The sequence below is a fragment of the Mesorhizobium sp. Primo-A genome (genome assembly GCF_003997175.1).
GTDB lineage: Bacteria > Pseudomonadota > Alphaproteobacteria > Rhizobiales > Rhizobiaceae > Mesorhizobium > Mesorhizobium ciceri.
The window spans coordinates 251,659-265,803 of the sequence record NZ_RZTG01000007.1 but is presented as its reverse complement, the minus strand read 5'-3'; the positions used below and the strand labels follow the sequence as shown (position 1 = coordinate 265,803).

Sequence of the window (14,145 nt, the reverse complement as noted above, 5' to 3'; positions counted from 1 at the left end):
ATGAGGAGGTCGTAATGCTCTTGGTCAGCGCTCCTATTCTTGGCTTTCCGGAAAAGGCGGCCTTGGCCAAAGTTGTCGACAGTGGGTGGCTGACGATGGGGGACCAGGTACGAGCCTTTGAAGAGGCCTTCGCGGCCGTGCATGATGCGGTCGATTGCGTTGCCGTCAGCTCTTGCACCGCCGCCCTGCATCTCATTCTCCATGCACTTGGGATCGGTCCCGGAGACGAAGTTCTGGTTCCCTCGCTGACCTTCGTGGCGACCGCGAATGCAGTGCTCTACGTAGGAGCAACACCGGTATTCGTCGACATAGAGTCGGCCGAAGTGCCACTGATGTCCCTAAGCGACGCGGAAGCCAAGTGCACCGGACGCACCAAGGCCGTCATTCTCGTCCACTTTGCCGGCTACCTCGCCGACCGGGAAGAATGGCAGAGATTTGCCCGTGTGCGAGGACTGCATATCGTCGAGGATGCCGCGCATGCTCCCGGCCTTAAGGAGGTGGGGACTTATGGTGCGGCCGCGGCCTTTAGCTTCTACGGCAACAAGAACATGACCACCGCGGAAGGTGGGGCCGTAATCGCCCGGGATGCACAGCTCCGTGAAGCGATCCGCCAGGCTCGCGGACATGGGATGACCAGCGGCACACATCAGCGGCTGAACAGCCGCACGCCGCAATACGATGTGACGATGCTCGGTTTCAATTATCGCATGGATGAATTGCGCGCCGCTATTGGCTTGGTCCAGCTTCAGAACCTGCAGGAATGGAATGAAATCCGGCGCATATTGGTCGTCCTCTATCGACGTCTGATCGCAGACTATTGCTCGGCTGTGACAGTTCCGTTCTGCAAACCGCGGACCTCGGCCTATCACATCATGCCTGTCCTCCTGCCACATGACGTCGACCGGCAAACGGTGATCGACCATCTGCGAACGAAGGGAATACAGACCACAATCCACTATACGCCCGTGCACCAGATGACGCTCTATCGCCAAATGTTCACTGAAATCCATCTGCCGAAGACCGAGGATTTCGCGCAGCGGGAGTTGACGATTCCACTACACCCGCAAATTACGGCAAGTGCGATCGAGTCGGTGGTTGTTGCGTTGGCCACCGCGATTGAAAGCAGCGGGCGCGCGGGAGCCGCGGCATGAACGCACTCGACGTGACGATGCATCGGCCCGCCGTAGCTGGCACCAGCCATGGAATTGCCAGGCGCGCGATGGATATCATCCTCGCCGCAGCAGCGGGAATGGCACTCGCTCCGCTGATGCTACTGATTGCTGTTGCACTCTTTGTCGAGGGTGGTTGGCCCGTGCTTTTCGCACAGACGCGCCTGGGTGCCGGCGCAAAACCATTTCGCATGTACAAGTTCCGCAAATTCAAGACAACAGCTGATCCTTTCGGCCTTGCGCTGACCATGAACGATGACAGCCGCATGACGCGGATAGGCCGTTTTCTCGCGGCAACGAAACTTGATGAGTTGCCGCAACTGTGGAACGTTTTTACGGGAGACATGGCAATTGTCGGCCCGCGGCCGGAAAGCCTTGCCTTCGCCGATTGTTTCCGCGGCGGCAATGAAGCCGTCCTGCAGTGGAAGCCCGGCCTGCTCGGCCCGACCCAGGTTCTCTTCCGTCACGAAGCCTGTTTTTACCCGCCATCCCTTGATCCGCTCCTGTTTTATCGAGAGGTCCTGTTCCCGGCCAAGGCAACGATCGACCTCGCCTATTATCCGCGGCGCACGATTGCATCGGACCTCGTCTGGATAATGCGAGGCTTCAGGGCGGTTTTCGGCGTGTCCCTGCCTCCCGCGGCAAGTGGATAGAGTTGGAAAGTGAGGAGAGTTTGGCATGAATGGATCGTTGTTCGTTCGCCAGTTTGTCAGCTCACACGATCAAAGGAGTGCGCAGTCGTGAGCTATCACGGCAGGAAGGTCCTGGTCACGGGTGCGGATGGATTTATCGGATCCCACCTCACGGAAGCGCTGGTGCACGAAGGCGCCGATGTCACGGCACTGGCCCTCTACAACTCGTTCGACAGCCATGGCTGGCTGGACGATTTACCCGACCACGTTCGAAGCCAGCTGCAATGCATTCGTGGGGATGTTCGTGACAGCGCGTTCATCAACCGGATCGTGCGCGGCCAGGCGGCGGTGTTTCATCTGGCTGCGCTGATTGCGATTCCCTACTCCTACGCGGCTGCCCAATCCTATGTGGAAACCAATGTGCTGGGCACCGTGAATGTCCTCGAAGCGGCACGCCACTGGGAAACCGAACGCATTGTGCATACGTCCACGAGCGAGGTTTATGGCACCGCTCTGACCATGCCGATCGACGAATCCCACCCACTGCAGGGACAGTCCCCCTACTCTGCATCCAAGATCGGCGCAGACATGATGGCGGCGTCCTATGCCAGGTCCTTCGATGTGCCGGTGGTCATCCTGCGACCGTTCAATACATACGGGCCGCGCCAGAGCGAGCGGGCCATCGTGCCGACCATCATAAGGCAGGCTCTGGACGAGAACTGTCCGGCGATCATGGTCGGCGACACCAGCCCTATCCGCGACCTTACCTTTGTGGAGGACACTGCTGCGGCATTTGTGGCGGCAGGGGCGGCCGAGCTTGAATTTGGCCATGCCTACAATGCAGGCAGCCAGCGCGCCGTCAGTGTCTCGGACGTTTTGGAGTTGGTGCTCGAGTTGAGTGGCACCAGGAAACCAGTTCGTCGAGATGAAAGCCGGATGCGGCCGCAAAACTCCGAGGTTCGCGCGTTGCTCGCCGATTCCTCGAACCTTGAAAGTAAAGTCGGATGGCGGGCACATACGAGCTTGCGTGATGGTCTGGAAAAGACCATCGAGTGGTGGCGCTCGCGCCTCAGCGAAGGCCGCGTCCGACGCGAAATGAGCTACATGACATGACCTTTCCGCGGCTCATACCAGCTTTGCTGTTGATGGCCGCTCTGCTGGCGCTGCACACAGCCGGAAACCGGCCGAGCGGTGCGGCAGGCACGGAGCCGGCAATGGATCTGCCCGCTTATCTGAAACCTGCAACTGATCCGGCGACAGGGATCCGCTTTACTCGGATCACTCAGCCCGGAGCGCTTGGCAGCGGAATTGTCTGCGGCAAAATATATTGCAGTCATCGCTACTCGAGCGCGCAAGCCTGGAATGCGGATCAGAGCCTCCTCGTCCTCATGAACGGCTGCAACGGCATGTGTTTCCTCGACGGGAAAACCTACCTCCCTTTGTTTCATCGCAACAAGTCGGGTGAGTGCGAATGGCGCCCTCGAAACGCGGAGATGATGATCTGTGTCGATGGTCAAAAGATATCGACCTGGGCGCCCCGCACCAATCGTGAGGACATAGTGTATGCCGCAACGAAATATCGGGATCTCGAATTCGGCCCGTCCAAGGGAAATCCTAGTCGTGACGGCAACCGCATTGCCGTACGCGCGACCCGCAATGATGGAGCTGCTGTCGTCTTCGCATACGACATCGACCGGCGTCTGAAATACCCGGACATCGATCTCGCCCAGGTTGCCGGAACGACCAGCTCCTGCACCATTTCTCCGCTCGGAGAGAACATCCTGTGTTTCCAAAATCTGGTCGACGGCACCGAACAGCGAGCCATTTTCGCAGTCGACGGGACCCTGCGCCAAACGTGGAAGGATCATCATCGGCCCGGCCATGGCGATTTGACTCTCGATGCGGATGGCAGCGAAATTTACGTCGGAACCAGCAAATCCGCTCCGGACAAATATCAGGTGATCAAGCGTCGGTTGTCCGATGGAAAGGTCACGTCGCTCACGAAGTACGGTGAGGCCGAGCATACGTCGCTGCGTGCTTTGGACAGGCCCGAATGGGCGTTTATAAGTTACGGGGGCAATCCCGATGAGGTTCGGAGCCACCCGGACTGGGCGCCATACACGCGCGAAGTGATCGCGCTGCGTGTCGACGGTCGTCAGGAGGTGCGACGCATCGTGCAGACGCGAAACGCTCCGTTCGACTATTGGAGCGAGACACATGCCTCACCCTCCCCTGATGGGTCGCAAGTGATCTGGTCGAGCAATTGGGGGGTGCCTGGTGGGCCGGTCTACGAATTCGTCGCCCATCTCGATTGGCCGCAGCAGCCGGGCCTGAATTAAAGGGAGATTGCCATCGATGGCCTTCGTTAGCCGAATTTTCTTTGCAGCCCTTGCCGGTTGCCTGGCCCTGGATATCGCAGCCGCGGCTGAAGCGCCGGTGGCCTATAAGCTGTCGCCCGGCGATACGGTGGAGATAGGAATAGCCTCCATAGCGGAGCGAACGCAACGCGCGATCGTGCAAATGGATGGCTCGATCGCGCTGCCCGAGTTCGGGATGATCCCGGTTGGCGGGCTGACGCCGGCAGAATTGCAGACGCGCATGGAGGCGGTGCTGCCAACCAAGATAGTCCATCAGCGCCTACCTGATGGACGGGAGCAAATGATCGTCATCAAGCCGAGCGACGTCACGGCCGTGATCGCGGAGTACCGTCCGATCTATGTGACTGGCGATGTGCTGACACCAGGGCAGCAGACTTACCGGCCACTCATGACTGTCCGACAGGCAATTGCCGTCGCCGGCGGTTTTAGTCTCCTGCGGTCTCGGGCAAGCCAAAGCGGACCTGATCCCGTTGATCTGCGACGCGACTACGAGTCGATCTGGGGGGACTACATCAGGGACTACTTTCATGGCGCGCGCATCCGCGCCGAACTTCAGAACCAGGCAGAATTTGACATGCAACCGCCGCAAGGCTCGCCCCTGTCGAATGCATTGATATCGGCGGTCGCGCAGGCGGAAGCGGAGGGCCTCAAGATTTCGCTGAACAATTTTCAGCAGGAGCAAAGCTATCTCGACAAGACCGCCAAGGATGCCGAGGCTCAGGTCGAGGTTCTGCTCAAGCGCGAGCAGACGGAAGCGGCCGCGGTGAAACAGGATGAGGACGATCTTGCGCGGGTCACCAAATCGTTCGAATCGGGCAACCTGACCAACAGCAGGCTCGCCGACGTCAGGCGTGCCGTGCTGATGTCGTCGAGCCGGGCGCTCGAGACCTCAGTCGAACTGATGAGAACGCGGCGCCAGCAGGAAGACTCCGTCAGGCAGCAGGAACGCAATGAAAATCAAAGAAGGATCGGCCTTCTGAACGAATTGAGGGACACCGACCTTCGCCTCGCCGAGACCACTGCAAGGCTCCACGCAGCCAGCCAGAAGCTTCAGCCATCAGGGGCGTCCGCGCTTCCACTGCCCGTCGCCGGCGAAACCTTTCAGGCGCGGATCACAATAACCGGCGGGGCCGGCGACGCGTCAAGAGGTCGACCGGTCGACCAGGACACCGAGGTTGCGCCTGGAGACACCATCGAGGTGAGGTTCAGCAGCGAACTGCAGAGCGCGGCGATCCAGTAGTTGCGCGGACGTGAACCGAGCCGGGAACGACGTTGCTGATGGCTCGCCCATGGCATGAAGACCGGGCGCCTGAGAAATCAACATTGGGAAATCAAGAAAGCGGGTTTGCCGTGATTGGTGAAATAGATGTCGCCAGCGCCTACAGCACCGGCCGCACCGACTTCATGGGGCTGAAGTTGGTTGTCGCGCCCGGCGTGCTCGTCCCTCGCCCGGAGACGGAACTGCTCGGCAGCACCGCCCTCAATGTGCTTCGTGAACTTAACAGGCCGGTACCGCGTGTCGTGGACATGTGCTGCGGGGCGGGCAATCTCGCCTGCGCCATTGGATACAAGGTCCCCACCGCGCGCGTCTGGGCGAGCGATCTTACTGACAGCTGCGTCGAAACCACCTGCCGGAACGTTGCCCATCTTGGCCTGGCCGGACGTATTTCGGTGCTACAGGGCGACCTCTTCAATTCCTTCTCGGGTCTGGAGCTCGAAGGTACGATCGATCTGGTCGTCTGCAACCCGCCTTACATCTCGGAGAAGCGGCTCGAAAACGACCGCGCGCATCTGATGGAACTTGAACCCCGTGAGGCGTTCGCTGCCGGGCCTTACGGCCTGAGCATTCATATGCGGGTGATCAAGGAGGCGCAGCATTATCTGCGGCAAGGTGGCATGCTGCTTTTCGAGGTCGGGCTTGGCCAGGACCGGCAGGTCATGAGTTTGGTTGAGCGTTCCAAAGCCTATGAGAGCATTCGCACGGTTGCGAACAAAGCCGGTGAAGCCAGGGTGGTTTGTGCACGGGCCAAAGCGCCAGCGTGAGCCGCGCCATGGGTTTGCGCGCCCGGTTGGGACGACGCCCTCAAGCCGTAGCCCGGCGATCAGTTTTCCTTGCTGACCACGTAACGTGCAATTCCCTGGATGGAATCGAAATTCTCCGGCAGAAGTTCACTGTCCTCGACAGTGATGCCGAATGTCTCCTCGACGAATCCGATAACTTCAAGCACTCCAGTCGAGTCTATGATGCCCTGATCGAGCAACGACGTTTCAACTTCCAGCGCACGCGGGTCGGCTACGTAGAAGTTTGACGCCAGAAAGGCGCGGATTTGATCGCTGTAGGTGTCAATTCTGTTGTTCGTGCTCAGCATTGAATTGGCCTCCGATCCAAATAATTTCCGTAAATTGCTTTATGACAGCGCCATTTTCTTGAGCTTGCCCGTGTCCGTCATCGGCAGACTGGACACAATTTGGATGGACTTCGGAATCATGAAGTTTTCCAATCGCTTCTGACATTCCATCCGCAGCTGCTTTTCGCCCATGATCGTTCCTTGCTCCATGACGACAAACGCTTTCACTGCTTGCCCCAGCAGGTCATCAGGTACTCCGACAACCGCGGCTTCCCGTACTCCCGGGATTTCCATCAGCACGTTTTCGACTTCCCTAGGCGCCACCTTTTCTCCCCGCGATTTTATGATCTCATCGCTGCGGCCGACAAAATAGAGGTAGCCTTCCTCGTCCATTCGGCAGTAGTCGCCGGTGTACAGAACCTGCTCGCCGGGCAAAGGACCTGGCTTGAGCTTCTTCGCGGTAGCCTCCGGCTTACCCCAGTAGCCCTTCATGACCGTTGCCCCGCGGATGACCAACTGGCCGACGACATTGGGACCAACCCTTCGGTCATCCTCATCGACAATCCACATTTCGGTGTTCGGGATGGCGATCCCCACGCTCAACGGTTTTCGGGCAAGATCGTCCGGCGGAAGATAGGTGCAGCGTTTGCATTCGGTCAGGCCGTACATCGAATAGATGCGGGCGGCGGCAAACAGTTCCTGGAGCAGGCGAATGTGCTTAAGCGGCAGGGCTGCCGCCGTATTCGTGACATACCTTATGCTTGCAAAATCATTTGCCTTCAGCGTCCTGAGATCCGACAGCGCGGCAAAGATGGTCGGCACGCCGGGAAAGCCTGTAACTCTCTCCCTTTCGATGATCGCAAGTATCTGTGCGGGGAAGGCAAACGAGCGCTCGAGGACCAACCGCGCCCCGGTACGGAATGCCATTATCATCTGATAGAGGCCGTAGTCGAAGGCCAGGGGCAAGACATTGAGGATCACGTCGTCTTCGCCAAGCTCAAGGTACGAGGCGATAGACGTGCAGGCTGTCATCATGTTCCTGTGTGTCAGCATCACGCCTTTGGGTTCGCCGGTCGAGCCCGACGTGTAGATGATGGCTGCGAGATCGATATCGATGCGGCGGCGGGGCGGCGCTTTGCCGTGGCCGGCAGCCGCCTCATCCCAGCGCACGGCATGCGGCAATCCCCGGAGCTCGGCGTCGTCCACCTGACCGGAGACGATGAGCCGCCGCAGCGACGGACAGTTACGCGCCGGCTCAGCAAAGACCGGCTGCAAATGTTTGTCGGTGATCAATGCTGCCGGAAGGCAATCGTTGAGCAAATACCCCAGCTTGTCGCTCTTGGTGAGCGGATTGACGACGCACACAACGGCGCTCGCCTTGAGAACCGCCCAGAAGCTGACCACGGTCTCGACGGTGTTGTCGGCGAAGATCATAACGCGGTCACCGGGGGCGACCCCGGACGTGACGAGATGACGGGCGACCGCGCTGGAGCGTGTCTCAAGCTCGTCATAGGTGAGCCGGTGCTCGCCGCACACCAGCGCTATCTTGTCGCCGAGCCGTTCGGCCGAATGGCTGAGGTAATCGTCCAGCAGAGGTACGGCGCCATGCATCATACCAGCACCTCTTCCCTGTGCAGGTGATCGACGTCTATCCTGAGGTCGACCGCATGCGCGCTCGATGGGCGGCTAGCGACAAACTGCTGATGGAGGAGCTGCGTCGACAGCACGCCGACCAACGCCATGTTGTCCGAGTTGGACAGATCCCCATCGCCGGTCTTGGCAGCGCATTTGTCCAGCAGGCGCGCGACCGAGTTCGGATCAAAGACATTCGCCGCGCGCAGGGCAGTCTCGGAGAGTGCTTCGCGGACATAGGCGGGTGCGCCATCGCCCGTGAAGCAAAGTGCGTTGGGCGCCCGGTAGGGTTGCTTCTTGCGGGCCACGACTTCCGCGGGCACGATCGATTTCGCCACACGCTTCAGCACGTGTTTCTCATCCAGAATGCGCAGCTTGTAGTCGGGCGGGAGCGAATTCGCCAACGCCACGAGCCTGTCGTCCAGGAACGGGAAGCGCCCCTCGACAGAATGGGCCATCAGCATCCTGTCACCCTGCGAGGAGAGCAGGTAGCCCGACATCAGCGTCCTGATCTCAAGATACTGGTCCTGCGCGAGAGGACCCCATCGTGGAAACTCTTCGGGCAGGTGGCCAAGCAGGTCCGCCACCACGTCGTGACGCGCCGCTTCGGCATGCATGTCGGCCGAGAACAGCCGTTTGATGGCGCTGGTGGTGCGCCAGCGGGTGTCATGCGCGAAGCCGGGCGCGCCAAATGCATGGATACCGTGTCCGAAGAACTGGCGCGCCATCGCCTGCTGCTTGACGGGCGACCGGCTCAGATAGGGGTAGAGCCGTTCCAGCAGTCGCGCGCGTCGGGCGGATGCGGGCTGCCGCCCCCAGAAACGGCGGACCTTGCCTTCACGGAACAGGTCGTAGCCGGCAAACATCTCGTCGGCGCCCTCGCCGGTCAGGACGACCTTGATGCCATGTTCGCGCACCAGCCTCGAGAGAAGGAACAACGGCGCCGGCGCGGTCCTGAGAATCGGACACTCGGCGTGACGGATCACATCTGGGAAAACCTCGGCAATATCACCGCGCGAAACCATCACCTCGTGGTGCTCGCCGCCGCTCGCACTTGCAACCAGCCGCTGGTAACGGGTTTCATCATATTCGGCGTCAGCAAAACGCAACGAGAAGGTCTGGAATGGCGCGCCGGCGAAGCGCCTACCGAGCATGGCGACAAGTGAGCTGTCGAGCCCGCCGGAAAGGTAGCAGCCAACCGGCACATCCGCCTTGACCATTCTAAGCGCCGTCGCGGCCTGCAAGGCGCTACGCACTTCGTCCACCGCATCGTCCAGTGAGCCGGTGAAGGTGCCATGGGCCTGGTCCGCGATCTCGGGATAGCAAGGTTTCCAGAAAGCGTGCTCACGAACGCTGCCATTGTCGTAGATGCGTACATGGCCGGGGGTAAGTTCCTTCACTCCCTGAAATACGCCTTGCGGCGGTACGACCGTCCACAGCGTGAAAGTCTGGTCTATCCCCGCCGGATCGAAGGCCCGCGGTATCGCCGGGTCGGCTGCGAAAATGGCCTTCACTTCGCTGGCGAAGTGAAGGCGGCCAGCATGTTCGCACAAATGCAGCGGGCAGATGCCGAACCGGTCGCGCGACAGGACGAGGCGGCCTGTCAGCGAATCCCAGATGGCGAGTGCCCACTGCCCGTTTAGCCTCTCGAACGCGGCCACGCCCCAGGCGCGGTAGGCGTGCACGATGACCTCGGTATCGCTGCGGGTGCGGAAACGATGCCCCAGCGCCGTGAGTTGTTCACGCAGCTCGATGTAGTTGAAGATCTCGCCGTTGAACACGATCCAGGTGGTATCGCCGGTGTCGGCGAGGGGCTGCTGTCCGGTCGAGAGATCGATGACCGACAGACGGGTATGCGCCAGCCCCGCCCGCCTGTCGCGGTAAACGCCGCTCTCGTCCGGGCCTCGATGGGAGAGCGCGGCTGCCATTCGTAGAAGCGCGGCTCGTGAAGGAGGCTCCGCAGCCGCGTTCAGCGCCACAATTCCGGCGATACCGCACATGGGTCAATCCCTGTCCATCGCAGCGGACAGCTGCGGCCGTGCGTGAAGGTAGCGGGCGGCGCGGCGTTTGCTGACGATATCCTTATAGACCTTCTCGACCTGCTCGGCCGTCAGGCCGGCGGCGGCGGCAACCACGCCGGCCGAAATTCCGTGATTCATGCCGTAGAGGCACAAATCCATCAGCTGATAGGGCAAGGCGAAGTAGAACTCCTCCTGGGTTTGCGCCATGGAAAACGTGTCCGTGGTCGGCGGCCTCATTCGGACCTCCTCGTCAATCCCGAGATATTCCGCCAGCTGATAAACCTGGGTCTTGTAGAGATGGACGATCGGCATCACGTCGGCGACGCCGTCGCCCTGCTTGACGAAGAAGCCTTGGTCATATTCGAGCCGGTTTGGCGTGCCTGCCACTGCATAGTTGAGGCGGTCCGCATGATAGTATTCAGTCATCTTGCGAACCCGCTGCTTGTAGTTGGTTGCAGCGACGATCTGCAGGTAAGCCGCCGGCGAAAGACGCACGGTGTCGATCTTTCCGTCCGGATCCTCGACGGTGAGGCGCGTGATATTAAGGCCGCTGCTCTCCAGCACCGATGCCATGACCAGCTTGCATTTCCAGCCTTCGCCATATCCAGGGACGGCAGTTCGGATGGCCTCCATCTGTCGGGCGTAGGCACCGATGCCCTCGAGCGCCGGCTGGATATCTTCAAGGATTGTGTCGATGCCAAGCTGCCCGGCGACGCTGCGGCCAAGCCTCAGCGAGTCGCCGGATGAATCGCGCTCCGGCATGAACAGGCCCAGTACCTTGTCCCTGCCGAACGCGCGTGCGCAGACCGTTGCGACGACCGAACTGTCGATGCCTCCGGAGAGCCCGACAACCACTCCGCGGCGCCGTTGTGTGCCGAGAACCTGTTCGCGCAAGGTCTCGACGATGCGATCGATCTCCAGCCGGGCATCGAGCGCCAGCACACCGCTGCTGAATTCCCCGATCAGGTCGATGACACTGCCTCCCGTTTCTGTGACTCGATTGAAGAGTAGGTCTCAGTCACAGCGTTTTCGATGAGCGGGCGATTGATGGTCAGATGAGGCTCCACGACCATGTCGATGTGAGTGCCGGCGATCGGAATGACGTCCAGATGGACGAATGCCCGATCCCACCCAAGTGCAAGCGGCATTCCGGGCCGCGCGCAACGGAACAAGGTGCCGGTGATCGGCAGTATCGGCCTGGGTTCTGTGAGCCACTGGAAGAAGGCGCGCGCGCGCAGAACTTCCTGCAGTTCCAGTTTGGTTCTGAAGCTCGTCGGGTTGAACTGACCCTCGGCATAGCGATCGAGGAAGCTGGCAAGCCGGGATTCGCAGTGCATTTTGACCGCGACCTTGGCAAGCGCGCGGCATGCCACTCGACTAGCCGATATACGATTGGTTCGGATCCGGTGAAATGTCCGGGTAATCGTCTCCCAACGCTTGCTGCGTTCGCCAACCAGGCTGGTATCCAGAATGCCCGTGAACGCTACCGCTCGCCCTTGATCAAGCAGACGCGCGGCAACCTCAAAAGCAACCGCTCCTCCGAGCGAGTGACCAAGCAGGCGAACACAGCCGGTCGGCTGTACGCGGTTGATATGATCGATTGCAGCTTCGACCATTGCGGCGACGGTGTTCTGACCTTGCAGGATCATGCCCAGGGCCGGATATCTGATGGGAGACACCCTGGCGACCTTGCTTATTGCCGATGCGAACGAAGCAAGGCTCGGACCATAGCCGACCGACCCGGGGAAAAGGAAAAGCAGCGGAGGCTCGTGTTTCCAAGCGGGCGCGTGCTCGCCGCCTCCTTGAGCAGAAATGACCGCTGCAACCATCTCATCGAAGCTCATTCCAACCGTGAAGGCTTCCAATCCGAGCTCCTGCCCGATCGCGCTTTCGATTTCCATGACGCAGTGCAGCAGCTTCAGCGAATCTCCCCCCGCTTCATCCCAACAGCCCAGGGCGACCCGCGTCTTGAGGACCTTGGTCCAGGCACGCCGTACGATCTGATGAGCAGGAACTTCATGTCCCGCATGGGGTATTTGCGGTGGGGGCGTGGTTTCCCGAACCGAAAGGTCAATTGCAGCCAGCGTTGTCATATCGATCTTTCCGCTGGGCAGTCGCGGTATCTCGGCGCTTGCATGGAGTCGCAACGGGCAAAGCGCCGGCGGCAATTTTGTCCTGGCAAGTTGGCGCAGCTCGTCGCAAAAACTGGCTCCCGCTCCGCTGTGCGGTACGGCGAATGCAACCAGTTCATTCGCCGGGGTGACGATAACCACGGCATCCTTCACCGACGGCGCGCCACGCAGCACCCGTTCGAGTTCGGCCGGCTCAACGCGCCGCCCATTGACCTTTATCTGGCGCCCTTTGCGGCCTATGATCCGCAGCAGGCCGTCACTCCCGATTTGCACAAGATCGCCCGTCGCAAAGATGCGAAGCGTCTGGTCGTCGGGGTCTACTTCAAACGGAACAACGGCCCCGTTTTCCCAATGTCCAAGCGCGACATACGGGCTTCTGATCAACAGTTCTCCGATCTTGCCGGGCTGAACCGGGTAACCCTCTTCATCGACCACTGCGAAGCTGATTCCCGGAAGCAGCCAGCCGACGGGAGCCGAAGAATCGAATTCCGGCCAATCGTGCGGCAAGAACCACTGCGATCCCGTCGTTTCCGTCGATGAATAGCCGATCTGCACCAGGCAATTTGGCGGGACAGCCTTGCGCACGAGGCGGATGTCGGCCGAAGATACCTTCTCGCCTCCAATTCGGGCAACTCTGAGCGAACCAAAGGCGTCCGCGGGTTCATCCGCCAAGAGAGCGCGAAGCAATGCCGGCACCAGATAGGTGATCGTCACGCCTTCGGATTGCATGCGGCCGCGAACCGCGCGCAGGCCGACGGCTTCAACCTCCACAAGCTGCAACGTGGCACCCGTGAGCAGAGCGGCAAGAATTTCCCGACAGCCGGCGATGGTTGCCGGGCCGGTCAGAGGCAGGAATACATCCTGTGCATTGATGTGGCACGCATCGACATATTGCTGCACTCGGCACAGCAAGTTCCGCTGGCTGTTGACAATCCCCTTGGGGCGGCCCGTGCTGCCGGAGGTATAAAGCACGATTGCCGGTGCATCGACAGAAACCACACGGTGTGCGGCTGGATGGGGCGTTGCCTGCAATGATTGCGCCATATCGATCCAGGCAACGTGCTGGGGCAGATCAAGGCCGTGGAGGCCTTTGTCGCCAATTATGGCGGAGAGCCTCGCGTCGGCGACGATTTCGTTGATGCGCGAGTCCGGATCTCGCACGTTAAGCGGCACTGACGGCCGACCGGATGCCATGCTGGCCAGCATCGCAACGGTGTACCAGACCGAGTTGGCCTGAAGTATTCCAACCGCATTTCCGTCGGGAACGACGGCTTCAATCCAGCCGGCCAATGCCTCGACCGCCCGAAAAAGCTCGGAATAGGTCAGTCGATTGGTGCCGTCGCTGGCGGCTAATTTTTCGGAATAACGCCCGGCGATCTCCCTCAGGTGATCAAAGACAGGAACGTCGGCGAAGCCAGTTCCCATCCGTTGATGCAGACGTAGAACAGGCCCGCCATGGTCAAGAGCATGATCGGGAGCTTTTAGCCATCGGCAAGGGACCACCGCTTGGTAGTCAGCCTGCACCGTTTGAATCGCCCTCGAAGATTCTAAATGCGCCAGAGACATAAGGGCCCCACGCTAGGATTGTTGCCGCTTATCGCTCCGCGGCATGATCTTTTCATCAATCATTCGGATGATGCGTGAGACGGTCTTAATCGCTTGAATTATTCGAAGATGAAGAGGCCAGCCTGCGCCCGCCCGGGCTGCGGGACTACCTTACCTTACAGAGGTGTCGGGCTGCGCGCTGCTATCCGCTTTGCCAGTACTTGAAACGAAGCAGTATGCGAACACTTCCCCTCCAAGCTCATCCGTTACACGAACCCAATTGTTTTC

At 60.2% G+C, this 14,145-nt stretch carries 11 protein-coding genes; 6 read left to right on the top strand and 5 right to left on the bottom strand.

Annotation, left to right across the window (positions count from 1 at the left end; all coding sequences use genetic code 11):
- The first annotated feature begins 14 nt into the window (after positions 1 to 14).
- The 6 genes from EOC83_RS15255 (at position 15) to EOC83_RS15230 (ending at position 6,222) form a co-directional block, all read left to right on the top strand.
- Positions 15 to 1,151 (top strand): DegT/DnrJ/EryC1/StrS aminotransferase family protein, encoded by a 1,137-nt coding sequence (locus EOC83_RS15255; protein ID WP_013533116.1) that lies wholly within the window; start codon positions 15 to 17, stop codon positions 1,149 to 1,151.
- Entirely contained in the window at positions 1,148 to 1,822 is a 675-nt protein-coding gene (locus EOC83_RS15250; RefSeq protein WP_013533117.1) for a sugar transferase, read from the top strand. Before EOC83_RS15255 ends, EOC83_RS15250 begins: the two co-directional genes overlap by 4 nt.
- 87 nt (positions 1,823 to 1,909) lie before the next feature.
- Positions 1,910 to 2,914: an SDR family NAD(P)-dependent oxidoreductase gene (locus EOC83_RS15245; RefSeq protein ID WP_063167490.1), complete on the top strand. Its 1,005-nt coding sequence runs from the start codon at positions 1,910 to 1,912 to the stop codon at positions 2,912 to 2,914.
- Entirely contained in the window at positions 2,911 to 4,140 is a 1,230-nt protein-coding gene (locus tag EOC83_RS15240) for a hypothetical protein (RefSeq protein ID WP_027163967.1), read from the top strand. The genes EOC83_RS15245 and EOC83_RS15240 overlap by 4 nt, the downstream gene beginning before the upstream one ends.
- Positions 4,141 to 4,156: 16 nt before the next feature.
- Complete coding sequence (locus EOC83_RS15235; RefSeq protein WP_063167489.1) at positions 4,157 to 5,419, top strand: polysaccharide biosynthesis/export family protein; 1,263 nt, start codon at positions 4,157 to 4,159, stop codon at positions 5,417 to 5,419.
- Positions 5,420 to 5,529: 110 nt separating this feature from the next.
- Positions 5,530 to 6,222 (top strand): class I SAM-dependent methyltransferase, encoded by a 693-nt coding sequence (locus EOC83_RS15230; protein WP_164745784.1) that lies wholly within the window; start codon positions 5,530 to 5,532, stop codon positions 6,220 to 6,222.
- Positions 6,223 to 6,281: 59 nt separating this feature from the next.
- Here EOC83_RS15230 and EOC83_RS15225 read toward each other — a convergent pair whose 3' ends face one another.
- The 5 genes from EOC83_RS15225 to EOC83_RS15205 are packed head-to-tail and all read right to left on the bottom strand — an operon-like array spanning position 6,282 to position 13,737.
- The gene (locus EOC83_RS15225) at positions 6,282 to 6,548 is read right to left on the bottom strand and encodes an acyl carrier protein (protein ID WP_013533122.1); all 267 of its coding nucleotides are present in this window, start codon (positions 6,546 to 6,548) and stop codon (positions 6,282 to 6,284) included.
- A gap of 39 nt (positions 6,549 to 6,587) precedes the next feature.
- Positions 6,588 to 8,141 (bottom strand): class I adenylate-forming enzyme family protein, encoded by a 1,554-nt coding sequence (locus EOC83_RS15220; RefSeq protein WP_063167488.1) that lies wholly within the window; start codon positions 8,139 to 8,141, stop codon positions 6,588 to 6,590.
- Positions 8,138 to 10,159 (bottom strand): asparagine synthase (glutamine-hydrolyzing), encoded by a 2,022-nt coding sequence (gene asnB / locus EOC83_RS15215; RefSeq protein ID WP_063167487.1) that lies wholly within the window; start codon positions 10,157 to 10,159, stop codon positions 8,138 to 8,140. The genes EOC83_RS15220 and asnB overlap by 4 nt, the downstream gene beginning before the upstream one ends.
- Positions 10,160 to 10,162: 3 nt before the next feature.
- The gene (gene nadE, locus EOC83_RS15210; RefSeq protein ID WP_272482884.1) at positions 10,163 to 11,143 is read right to left on the bottom strand and encodes an NAD(+) synthase; all 981 of its coding nucleotides are present in this window, start codon (positions 11,141 to 11,143) and stop codon (positions 10,163 to 10,165) included.
- Positions 11,143 to 13,737: an AMP-binding protein gene (locus EOC83_RS15205; protein WP_082826410.1), complete on the bottom strand. Its 2,595-nt coding sequence runs from the start codon at positions 13,735 to 13,737 to the stop codon at positions 11,143 to 11,145. Before EOC83_RS15205 ends, nadE begins: the two co-directional genes overlap by 1 nt.
- Between the last annotated feature and the right edge of the window lie 408 nt (positions 13,738 to 14,145).